Source organism: Bacteroides faecis, assembly GCF_020091505.1.
Classification (GTDB): Bacteria; Bacteroidota; Bacteroidia; order Bacteroidales; family Bacteroidaceae; genus Bacteroides; species Bacteroides faecis.
In genome coordinates, this window is record NZ_CP081916.1 from 5,262,110 (window position 1) to 5,274,745 (window position 12,636).

Consider the following 12,636-nt stretch of genomic DNA (forward strand, 5'->3'; position numbering starts at 1 on the left):
CTCATTTCAATATGAGCCGCCTTTTTGCATATAAGAGAATGCCTGTGGGAAATAGGAAGACATCCTCCAATTAGGAATAGATATATGAAAAAGTATACTTTCACAAGCGTTCCCTTTTTCATCTAGTCCTAACTATTAACCTTCACATTTAAGTGAAGAAAGGGTTATTGCAGAAGCACGGACTTTCACAAGTGCGAACCTCTTAAGGTTCCCAATGAGAGAGCACCTTATATAAATGATATATAAAGAAGTGGGGAAAAAAATCTCTCATGAGAAAGGGTATATTGTCTATTTTTGTCCTTATTTACTCAGCAATACAAATACTTACCCGATTTTCTTTCGGAGTATTATATGGCTGCACAGTATCTCCTTTATAATCAACTTTTATCCTATCTGCAGCGATGCCTTTTGCTTTTAAAGCTTCAGCAACATTGTTAGCACGCTTCTCTGATAATTTACTATTGATTCTAGGATTACCCGTATCAACATCAGCATAACCTGTTACACTTACCTTAGCTGCTGGATGTTTCTCCATGTAGTCAACCAAAGAAGCAATCTTAGATTGCTGATCATCCTGAATCTTTGCAGAGTTGATGGCAAAGAAGATATTCTGTTTCATAGGTTCTACTACCACTTCTTTTTTAGGCTGTGGTTGTTCTACTACAGGAGCAGGTTTAGGCTGTTCCACTACCACAGGCTCTGGTTCATAATAAACAGGAGCAGTCTTTGTATAGCTTTTACCCAGTTTAATGCTTACACCTACAAGAGCATTCAGTTGCCAGTCACAGTTACCAGCTTTCTTGGAGTTGAACTTATCAGACAATACGTTCGCATTTCCTTCGATATTAATGGACAAACGATCATTCAAACGAAGATCACAGCCCAGACCGAAACGACCTGTCGGAAGAATCTTACCTTCTTGCCAAAGGTACTCCAACTCATAAGTTCTTGTATCAAGCGCATTGGCTTCATCGTTATCAAAACCACGATTCAGTCCTGCACCGGCAAAGATGTAACCATTGAACACCCGCTTCGGATTAAAACCACAGAACAAAGCGCTGAGATCAGCCATAATATCCACATTACCTTGCAGATACTTATACTGGTAGGTCTGTTGCGGATTGACCCATCCGCCCTTTGCCTGCCAGCCACTTACACCAACACGCGCACCAAACGCGGGAGCAAACTTATAACCGACATTAAGAGCTGCTGCCGGAGAAATAAGATCAGTGAATTTTGCTTCACCTACAGTATGGGCTGCTCCTATTTGTGCCTGAATGAACCAATGAGGTTTGAAAGAAATCTTTTCAGGTTCCTTGACACGCTGTTCCTGGGCGGAAATTGGCAATAGACTGATAGCCATTATACCTATCAACAGTTTTCTTTTAATGTTCATAATAGATTAATTTACATTAAACATAAAGCGCCTCTCATTAGAGAGAAGCGCTTCATTATATTTAAGTTCAAAAAAGAATTAGTTACCTAATGTCTTTTCAACCGGAATAATCACATAAGACTTAACTGTACCCCACTTGTAAGTGACAGTAACAGGTAATCTCAAGTTGAATGCACCGACAGCGTTACCATTGTTTGTATATGTAACGGTACCATAAGTATCCTTAGCAGGAGCTGCAGGAATAGGATTAACCGTAGTACCAGTTTGAGTAATTACCAGTTGTGAAGTAACCTCAGACAACTTCTTAGAATTGATATCGTTACCATTCAAGTCAGTAGTGATATTAGGTATATCAACTGTAATTAGCTCGATTCCATAATAACCGAAGTAGTTAGCTTTTACTGTTGTGCTGAATGCTTGGTTTCTCCAATCAGAGAAGCTCAACAGGTCGAGCATATTAACTGTAGAACCATTATCAACAGCATCTTGGAACTTACCTTCACCGGCAATTACATCAATCGGACGCAAGAAGTAAGCCATATATTCACCGTTAGTGATAGGCAACTCTAATGCACATTCACCGGTAGTTGCTTTAATGTTAATCCAAGCATAGAATCCGGCAGATGGAACTGAGTTATGACTTGCAATATTCAACAGGTCTTTTGCAAAGTCTGTATTTTGATAAGTGACTACACCATCAGCATCAATCACTGCTACATTTTGAGTCGCAGCACCGGCAGTAGCTTTCAATGTCAAGCCATCATCACCAACTGATAATGTATATTCAGTACCGCTCAAACCTTTCTCTTTACGATTTACGTTCTTAGATGCAAAAATATACTTGTAAGCAGTAGCACCTGTGATAATAGGTTTGTTTCCTTCAAATGTGTTATCCAAATCAACTGCAAATGCACAGTCATCAGTCAGAGTACCCGGAACAACTACATTCAGACGAACGTAAGTCTTATTAGCATCCCAGTATTCAGCGATCTTGTTAGAAGCAGGAATTGTAACAGCGGCAATTGCATTAACCTTAGTAGACAATGTGATAGTTACATCGCTGTAAGAATCTTCATAACCAGCTTTCGGTTTGTAAGTTACAACAGCCTTCAATGAGCCAACATCAGAAGTCTTCGCCAAAGCTAACTTCATATCGGCCTGAGAAATAGTCCACTTCAACAAGTCAGTTTGTGTAACTTCTCCAGCATCGGCAACCTCAGTAACCACACCATCGCCGGTATACAACGGATTGGCAGCTTCATAGATAGTCTTGAACATCTTATAGTCCATACCCAACTTGTTATAAACCTTCACGTTCATTTGTTCAACTGTCAATGCGAATACTTTATCATCACATTGGTTAGTGAATGGATCAAATGTGAACGGAGCGTCAATAGCAGGAGCCTTATCTTTAGTGATCATCACTTTAATCCAACCTGTGCTGACCACTTTATTATTAGCTTTCGTATCCAACAGCTGAACACGTACCAATGGCTGACGACCTACGGCAGCATACGGAGTAGCTGTTTCATTAAACAATTTCGGATACAAAACCGAACCTGTCAATCTAGCGAAATCACTTTGGTTAGTCTGATTAGTACCATCAATGTAAGCACACAAATGGAAATCATACTTCAGGCCTAATTTAGCCAATTCTGCAGCAGACATAGTCAAATCTGTCTTTGTAGCAGCTACATCATCATAGCAAGTAATAACCTTTTCAGCAAGATCAATACCAGTAGTTGAGTTATAAGCAACTTCATAGTCAGCATCAGCCTTGATAGCATCATCTGCCTTGCCTGTGTCTGTTCCATACAAATGATGTGCAGTACCTGCAGCCTTTTTAGCCTTATCACCCAAAATCACGTTTTCATAATCTGTTGCGTAGATAGCTCTATACTCATCAGTAATAGTGTTACCAGCTTCTGTTTCTACACGGATAGCCAAAACTGTAATTTTAGAACTTGAGATAGCTTCAATCAACTCAGTAGTAGCCTTAAAGTAAACAGTCAAAACACCGTCTTTTACTTCATAGCTTTCAACTTCCGGATTAGAAGCAGCTGCTCTAGTTTTATTAATATACTCTTTATCTGCAGAAAGTACAGTGATCTTCTTTATCTGTTCTTTAGTTGCACTTGACGGATTCAAGTAGTAAGTACCTGCAATCACCGGACGAACATAAGAATTTGTAGTAGCTTTTGCCCATACTTCACCAGTAGCAGTAGCCGGATTACAGCTAGTTGTTTCACTCCAAGCTTTATAAACGACTTTCAAAGCCTTCATTGAAGGAACACCTCCCAAATAAGCATCCGGTTCAAAGCCAAAGCTCGTAATAGGCAGAACATCACAAATCATCAAATTAACAGGTTCTGCATTGCCATATTTAATAGCCCAACCATAAGTTACGCCATCTGTAGTCATTTCTGTGATATCCAACGTACCTTGCTTAGGTATTGTAACACCGGTAGCTACACCATCATATTTTACAACGCCATCTTCACCAACAGTCAATTTGGTAGCATCAAACTTAGTATCAGTGTCAGTATCTGTAAAAGTAATAGTCTTAGTTTGTACATTACCTTTGTTATCAGTCAAAGTAATAGTAGCTTTATTACCATCCTGAGATACATCCAAAGTATACGTAGTATTAGTGTCTGTATCAGGAATATTATAAGTAGTAGCATCTCCATTCTGATCTGTTACTACTAATTTTCCATCTGCAAAAGACACCGATTTCACATAGGCCAATGAACCAAACTTGGTATTCAATTCGGCCAATGTTTTTTCGATTGCATCTACACGTTCGCTTAGACCATTGATGTCATCATCATAGTCTTTACAAGATGTAAATGTTCCTGTGGTAGACGCAAGTAATGCTCCAAACAGGATTGCACTTAAAAACTTTTTGTTCATAATAAAAAAAACTTTTAATTTATAAATTAAAAAATAAAAATATAATTTCTCGTTTTTGATTCAAAAGCCATTTGTGTTTCCCTTTTCATTTTATTAATGTGACCTCCTTTTCTTTTCGTTTTACCTGTGTCCATGATTCTTTAGTATGGACAAGAAATATATTCCCAACACTTTTTTCCCGTTACTTCATAGGTAACGGGAAAACCTTTGTCCTGGCTCTCATGAAGCCTTCTTTATGAAAAACTGTATGATTTAGTAATGAAACTTATTTACCCCTGCTTCAAAGAGGAGGCAGAGGGGAGGGAAATCTTTGAATATAATTAGAAGGTTATAAAGGTCTAATAAAAAGAAATCCGCCGTTTTATCGTGTTATTTCTCTTTTTTTAGTAGTTTATCAGAAAAAATATCTTTTTTGTTTGCATGTTTTCCAAAATATCTCCATCTTTGCAACGCTGTTTAGCTCCGTTACCTATGAAGTAACAGGCTTAAATTCAACATATTGCTACTGACATTGAGCGCTTTATAAAATCTACCACTTTTTTATTGGCTTCATCTATTTTCTTATTCTGAAAAGGTTTGAGATATGTCTCGGTCACCGTAATTGACGAATGCCCCATAGCTTCAGAAATAACGCCCGGATGAATTTCACAATAGTAAGCTGTCGTTGCCCATGTATGGCGGGCTGTATACGAACTTAGTTTATCTCCCAGTCCTAACATTTCACCAAGCAACATCAACTGCCTATTAAAGTTACGAAGAGCCAACTGATATTCATGATAAGCCTCCTTTGTTCCTTCCCGACTGCTTAATAACGGAAATAAATAAGGAGAGGAGCTATCACGGTCCATATACCTCTTTAATATAGCCATCGCTTCCGAAGTCAAAGTCACAGACAAAGGTCGGCCTGTTTTACGCCGTCGATAAGTGATTACATTATCACGCAAATCGCTTTTACGCAAATAAGCCAGATCGACAAAAGGCAGACCACGGAGCAGGAACATCAGAACGAACAATTCCTGCGCACGACGCATGGCGGGACTCACGGCAGATGACTGTGGTAATTTAGTGAATACCTTCTTCATGTCTTCTTCGCACAACGCACGTTTGCGGTCAGCACGTGTCCCGGTATACACCGAACGAAAGAGATGCGGCACATAAGGTGCCATACGCCTGTCTACCGCGCGATTGTAAACCGCACGAAATGTACGCAAATAAGTGGAAACAGTGTTCCAACTACAACCACGGCTACGAAGGTGAATCTCGAAGCCTTTTAACCATTCCGGAGTTACTTCACGAAAAGCAAAATCCCTTTTCCCACCATAAGCAATAATGGCATTGAGACTGCTGCGATAAATGTGAGCAGTTCCAAAGTTTCCCTCCATTTGTAGCCCCACTGCTACTTGCTTCATAAATGCTACTACTTTTAACATTTTACTTATTATTTATTAAATGACGCGATAAATATAACAAAATAAGGGGATAGTATGTTTTTATAGAAGAAATTTAAAAACGAAAAAAGAGGATGCCGTTAGGGAAAGGGAGGCATCCTCTTTGGAGGGACAGGAAAGATTCACTTTCACAAGCAAATTCTTCCACTGCTACCCCCTGTTATTTCTTCACATTAAGTGAAGAAAGGGTTCATTGCGGAAATACATACTTTCGCAAGCACGGATTCCCTTGGGGTATTCTCATGTGAGGCTCTTCGCGGGAAAGCGAAGAAAAATGGGGAACACCGCACATGAGATATCTTAAAAAAGGGTTATGCCTTTATACAAACATTATTCTAGCACGCAGATACTGACACGATTTTCCGTAGGATTCGTGTTCGGTTGTACGGTATCCCCTTTAAAGTCAGTCACGATCCGGTCCGCAGCAATGCCTTTCGCTTTCAAGACGTCCGCCACGTTGTTCGCGCGCTTCTCTGACAAGGTCATATTGATGCCTGGGTTACCCGTTTCCTTATCCGCGTATCCGGTGACGGCTACCTTGGCAGTCGGATATTTTTCCAGATGCTTCACCAAAGATTCTATTTTGGCAAGCTGGTCATCCTGGATCTTTGCGGAATTCAGCGCGAAGAAGACGCTTTGCTTCATCGGCTCGACGGTCACCACCGGTGCAGGTTTCGGCTGCGGCTTTTCTACCACAGGTTCCGCTTTGGGCTGTTCCACTACAGGCTCCGGTTCGTAATAAACGGGAGCGGTCTTGGTATAACTCTTGCCAAATTTGATACTAAGTCCCACCAATACGTTAAATTGCCAGTCGCAGTTGCCCGCTTTCTTTGAATTGAACTTATCGGAAAGGATATTGGCGTTTCCTTCGATGTTGATCGCCAGACGGTCATTCAGGCGAAGGTCGCAGCCCAAGCCCAAACGTCCGGCTACCAGGTTCTGGCTGTCCTGCCACAGATACTCCATTTCATAAGCACGCGTATCCAGCGCGTTGGCTTCGTCATTGTCGAAAGCGTGATTAAATCCTACACCGGCAAAAAGATAACCATTGAATACACGGTCGGGGTTAAAGCCGCAGAACAAAGCACTGAGGTCCGCCATCAGGTCCAGGTTGCCTTGAAGATATTTATACTGATAAGATTGGGAGGGAGTCACCCAGCCCGCTTTAGCCTGCCAGCCGCTGACACCGATACGCGCCCCGAATGCCGGAGCGAACTTATAGCCCACGTTGAGGGCGGCTGCCGGAGAGATCAGATCGGTAAATTTGGCTTCGCCTATCGTATGAGCGGCTCCTACTTGCACTTGCATAAACCAGTGGGGATTAAAAAGGGTTTTACCCTCCTCCTTGATCCGCTGCTCTTGAGCGAAAGCCAAGGTGCTACTGACAGTCAGTATGGCTAGTAGTAAATTTCTTATTTTCATCATATGTTATGTATTTAATGTCTTTATCACAGAATGATCTGCATTGCATCCCTCACATTATCAGGAAGTAGTTATAAAAAGGGTGCTCTTTTGAGCAGAGCACCCTTTCGATTGTAGCATGTCTAAAAGTTTATTACTATCTTAGATTTCTTACTTGTTGTTGCCTGCCGGCTCAGCCGTAAGAATCAAGTCTGTCTTAAGGATACCCCAGCCATATTCTATAGAAGCAGGGATAGTGATGGTATATGAATAGCCAATATTTGATTCAGCATTTTCATACTTCACAGTGTTAGTAGCTCCTTGTGTCAGCACTGCATCATCAGGCAACTTATGATTGTTGTATTCCAAGCTTGTGCTAACATTATTTATATCAAGCACGACATTCTTGATCTCTCCGTAATAATCCCAGAATTGACCCGGAACCAGAACTTCGTGATCGTGCTCCCATTGATGCCATTCCCAGCAACCGGAAGTTTGTCCGTTCACTGTACCTGCGTAATGAGGTTTTGGAGAATGTTCATGACTGATTTCCACTTCTGTAGCCGGTACATATTCATATACAGCAGGCACGTAATTAACGCCCGTGATATTAGTAAAGGAAACTTCACTTGATGCAGTAATAACGTGTTCGTTGTAAGTAACATCATCGTTAGACACACATCGGGTCTGCACAGCTTGACTAGCAGCATACCGCTCAGCTTGCAATGCAAGTTCAACACGAACAGCGTCTTTACTTATCTTCACATCTGTTACATTAAACACCTTATTATAATCCATAGTCATCCAACCCCAATATTGTGTGCCGTCGGCGGCAGTTATTAGCCTATATTCTTGAACTGTATAACTTTCTCGACCGGTATACATCTTCAAGTCAGTTCCTGTAGTAAATGTAACTGTCTCTGTTTCAAGATTAAATTCAGCATCCTTTGTCTTATTATAATGTCCGTCAACATAAGTGTACTCTGGCACGCAAATTGTTTTCCACCTACCGTGTGTCTTTACAACCGATTCCCAAACAGGATGTGTGATCGCGTAACCTCTCCAGTCTGTCAACAAACCATCGTGCTGGAAGCTGACTTCATCACCACCTGTCGCACCGTCTTTTACAGTGATACCATCAGGCATAGTGAAAGTGACAGGACGGATAAATGTTACCTTAAATCTGTTCACGATATACGTATCACCACTCTCAATCATATACTTGTGAATAATAACAGCTTGCAATCCCTTTTCGCTATTCAACGCTGCCTTAACTGCAGTATTACTCTTGTTCAAAGAAATGGTCGTTCCATTCAACTGAACACCGGTAAGAACGTTTGCTGTTTTGACACCGTTGCTATAAGTTGATTCAATTTCGTACGTACTTTCAGTGCATACTCCAGTCGGTATATTAACTGTATAAGTACCATCAACATAAGCTTTCGTTATATCTTGTGAGATTGTACATTCCGAAGCCGGTGAAGTGATAGCACCCGGTCTTTTGGCATTTACTCTGAACGCGATATACTTACCGTCAGCATCCTTATCCCAGAAGGCATCATTTACCTTTGTCTTTTCCGTATCCAAAGCAATGACAGGCAAATTAACTTTCACTGCGAAATGGAAATGAATGTATTTCGGATATTTATTAGAAGAAACCTTATTGCGGAGTGTCAAAGTAGCATACAAGTTAGCTCCAGTTATACCTACATTTCCAACCTGTCCATGAGCGAATCGCCAAATTACAATCTTAGTAGCTTTGCCGTCAGTTGCTACACCGTCAATCAGACTCGGTGCAGTAATACCCGGAAGAGCAACACCATTCTTAAGAACTGAGGTTTCTAGGTATTCATACGTATTCCAGAATTCCTCATGACTCATACCTTGTTCAGAACCGTCACCCTTGTTCATCAAACGATAGATATTATCACGCAGATAATCCTCTTCGAATTTATACAGTTTAGATTGCGTATTTGCACAGCCATAAGTTTCAGTACCTTCTATAGTCACGGCCATATCAGGAGTCTTCTCTGCTACGATCTCAACTTTCACGAAGCCGCGACGAACTACATTACCGGCCTTGTCTACCAACTCAACCTTGAAAATAGGAGTACGTCCTACAAATTCCGGGTTATGTCCATTATCAGCAATCGCCTCGAAAGTACCCTTCTCAGCATCTGTACATACCAAGTCTTTCTGCTGATTAGTTATAGTAGAGCCACTTTGTACATTATACTCAGAAGATGCTACAGCAAAGCGGTATGACAATTCATAATCTTCAACAGGGAACGCTTCATGTGAACCGTCCTTCACAAGACAAGTAGCTACCAATGACTTCAAGTCAAACACTTTGTCATATGCCATTTCGTAACGAACGAGTGTAGTCTTACATGCACTGAACGTTGCTGCGAAATGAGCAGTGTTTCCAGTTGCCAAAGTCGCTCCGTCGGCAATAAAGATGTCTTCAGGAGTGATCAGATCGTCATATACAGCTACATATGGAGAAGTAATTACGGGGTCTGCATCCTTCTGGGCAGGATCACCGGTCATAGTTGCCTGCAAAGCAATCATGTTTGTTTTATCTTCTGCCGGTCTGACATTGGCATGCTTACGACGAAGTGTAAAGTCAACAGTTCCTGTAGCGGTATTCTTGATCGGTTGCCCGATGATATCTACCAAATTGCTGCCTGCCGCGCGAGTTCCAGTTTCAATAATAGTTACAGCACGGTCAAGATAGCTATAAGTAGCATTTCCCAAATTAAAGCTCTTCGGATTGAAATGGTAGCTGGCAATTGCAGGAGCACCTACAGAGTAAGCATACTTAGTCACGATAGGAAGTGAAGCATTTTCATTCGGGCTCATTGCGCTATACTGCAAAGAACTGAATTTAACAGCTTCCACACCGTCTACAATATAATCCGGAGCAAACGCGATGCTGCTCAAGCGAGCGACGATCAATACATGCAAGTTGCTGATTTCTGTAGAGATGAGAGTTCTAAGAGTGGTATCCAGAGTAGTAATTCTTTCTCCAAGTTTACCCATATCTGCTTTGATTTTATCCAGCTCGCCATCGATTCTATCTCCCAGATCTTTGAGGTCCTTATTAGTTTGCACCAAATCACCTTGCAAGTCCTTAATATCCTTTGCATTGTCACCTATCAGTCCGCGCAATGCACTGTTTTCCTCTGTCTGCGCATCCCACAATTTTTGGTTTGCTTCCTGAGCGGCTTTCAGTTCATCCTCAGCTTTCTTAATAGCTTGCGCAAGAGCTTCGTCAGCTTCTATCTTGTTGGCGTCTATCATGCCTTTCAATTCCTTATCATAAGCTTTCAAGGCATCCAACTGAAGTTGAAGGTTCTCGTCCGCAGCAATCAAAGTCTTGATAGCGTCTTGAGCGGTCTGGATATTGTTCGCGTTGGTGACCACATCCCCCTTAAGACCGTCTACAGTGCCTGTCAGTGTACTTAATTCGGCTTGAACACCGTCAATCCTACCACCGAGCAACTGAATGACACCCTCAATGTCTTCATTGAATTGCACAATAGCGGCTTCCAGGTCTTTCTTGTCAGCCTTGGTCGCGTTGATTTCAGCGATAGAAGAGTCTACATACTCTTTCATCGCAGTTACTTCTTCCGTGATTTTAGCAAGCGCTTTAGCTTCGGCGTCGGCAGCGGCCTGTTTTGCCGCTTCTGCTAAAACTTTGGCTTGGGCAGCTTCGGCAGCGGCAGCGTCACCGGCAGCTTTGGCAGCATCGGCAGCGGCCTGGGCTTTGGCAGCGTCGGCCTTGGCAGCGTCAGCAGTAGACTGGGCTGTCTGCAAAGCAGCCTGCAAGGCAGTCAGCTGAGCAGTCAACTGTTCTTGTAGAGTGCCAACGGTAGTTCCGTTTTTGTCGATTTGTTCTTGTAACGCCTTGATGTCGTCATCGTAGTCTTTACAAGAAGTAAATGTACCTGTTGAAGCCGCCAACAGCGTTCCAAACAGGATTGCACTTAAATACTTTTTGTTCATGATAAAAAAACTTTTAATTTATAAATTAAAAAAATAATAAAAATATAGTTCTTGTTTTGGATTATCAATTCCCATAAATCCCATGTTTTACTCCTTTCATTCCTTGCATAACCTCCTTTTCTTAAATTATTTCACCTACATTTGCCTTATACAATATACTCTGAAGTATATAGTCTATGCACACTTTACCCGTTACTTTGTAGGTAACGGGAAAACCTTTGTACCTGCCCCAAAAGGGTAGTCAATACCGGAAAATGTCTGAATTGGTAATGAAACATCTTTACCCCTGCTTCTGAGAAGAGGCAGAGGGGAGGAAATTCTTTTATCTAAATTAGAAGGGTGAAACACTCTAATACTAAGAAAATCGCTGTTTTATCGTGTTATTTCTCTTTTTTTAGTAGTTTATCAGAAAAAATATCTTTTTTGTTTGCATGTTTTCCAAAATATCTCCATCTTTGCAACGCTATTTAGCTCCGTTACCTACAAAGTAACGGACTAGCTATCAGGCAGATATTCCTATCACCGAATGCTTTACATAACTGATTATTTGTGTGTTGGCTTCATCAATTTTCCTACTACGGAAAGGTTTCAGATACGTCTCCGTCACAGTGATGGAGGAATGCCCCATCGCCTCGGAGATAATACCCGGATGAATTTCGCAATGATAGGCGGTCGTCGCCCAAGTGTGACGAGCAGTGTACGAGCTGAGTCTGTCGTTCAGCGCCAGCCATTCGCCCAGAAGCATGAGTTGCTGATTGAAGCTGCGTAATGCCGATTGATATTCGCGATATGCTTCCTTCGTCCCCTCACCACTTTTCAACAGAGGAAATAAATAAGGAGATGTGTCGTCACGACTTATATACTTCTTCAGGATTGCCATCGCTTCCGGAGTCACAGTAACCGACAGAGAACGACCCGTCTTACGCCTGCGGTAAGTTATCACATGATCACGCAAATCACTTTTACGCAAATAGGCAAGATCGACAAAAGGAAGACCGCGAAGCAAAAACATCAGAATGAACAATTCCTGTGAGCGCCGCATGCCGGCAGGCACGACAGAAGACGAAGACACCCCAGCGAACACCTTTTTCATATCTTCATCACACAAGGCACGCTTGTGATCCGCACGGGTACCCGTATAGACAGAACGAAACAGATTGGGTACATAAGAAGCCATGCGACCATCCACCGCACGATTATAGACCGCACGAAACGTGCGTAAATAAGTGGAAACAGTGTTCCAGCTACATCCACGGCTACGAAGGTAAATCTCGAAGCCCTTCAACCATTCAGGGGTTACTTCATCAAATGCAAAATCCCTTTTCCCATGATAAGCAATAATGGCATTGAGACTGCTGCGATAAACGTGTGCAGTACCAAAGTTTCCCTCCATCTGTAGCCCCACCGCTACTTGCTTCATAAATGCTACTACTTTCAACATTTTACTTACTATTAATTAAATTACACGAT

General features: G+C 41.8%; 6 protein-coding genes. All 6 read right to left on the reverse strand.

Annotated features, from left to right (window positions below; translation table 11 throughout):
- Nucleotides 1-304: 304 nt before the first annotated feature.
- Nucleotides 305-1,396 carry an OmpA family protein gene (locus K6V30_RS20765; protein ID WP_224207197.1) on the reverse strand — a complete coding sequence of 364 codons (1,092 nt, stop codon included), beginning with the start codon at nucleotides 1,394-1,396 and terminating at the stop codon, nucleotides 305-307.
- Nucleotides 1,397-1,474: 78 nt separating this feature from the next.
- Nucleotides 1,475-4,309: a hypothetical protein gene (locus K6V30_RS20770; RefSeq protein ID WP_055270784.1), complete on the reverse strand. Its 2,835-nt coding sequence runs from the start codon at nucleotides 4,307-4,309 to the stop codon at nucleotides 1,475-1,477.
- A 491-nt stretch (nucleotides 4,310-4,800) separates the two neighbouring features.
- Nucleotides 4,801-5,739, reverse strand: coding sequence for a tyrosine-type recombinase/integrase (locus tag K6V30_RS20775; protein WP_055270786.1), 939 nt, complete (start codon nucleotides 5,737-5,739; stop codon nucleotides 4,801-4,803).
- A 348-nt stretch (nucleotides 5,740-6,087) separates the two neighbouring features.
- On the reverse strand, nucleotides 6,088-7,179 hold the full coding sequence (locus K6V30_RS20780) for an OmpA family protein (protein WP_055270864.1): 1,092 nt from the start codon (nucleotides 7,177-7,179) through the stop codon (nucleotides 6,088-6,090).
- A 150-nt stretch (nucleotides 7,180-7,329) separates the two neighbouring features.
- Nucleotides 7,330-11,166 carry a coiled-coil domain-containing protein gene (locus tag K6V30_RS20785; protein WP_055270788.1) on the reverse strand — a complete coding sequence of 1,279 codons (3,837 nt, stop codon included), beginning with the start codon at nucleotides 11,164-11,166 and terminating at the stop codon, nucleotides 7,330-7,332.
- 502 nt (nucleotides 11,167-11,668) lie between these two features.
- Nucleotides 11,669-12,607 (reverse strand): tyrosine-type recombinase/integrase, encoded by a 939-nt coding sequence (locus K6V30_RS20790; RefSeq protein WP_010538756.1) that lies wholly within the window; start codon nucleotides 12,605-12,607, stop codon nucleotides 11,669-11,671.
- Between the last annotated feature and the right edge of the window lie 29 nt (nucleotides 12,608-12,636).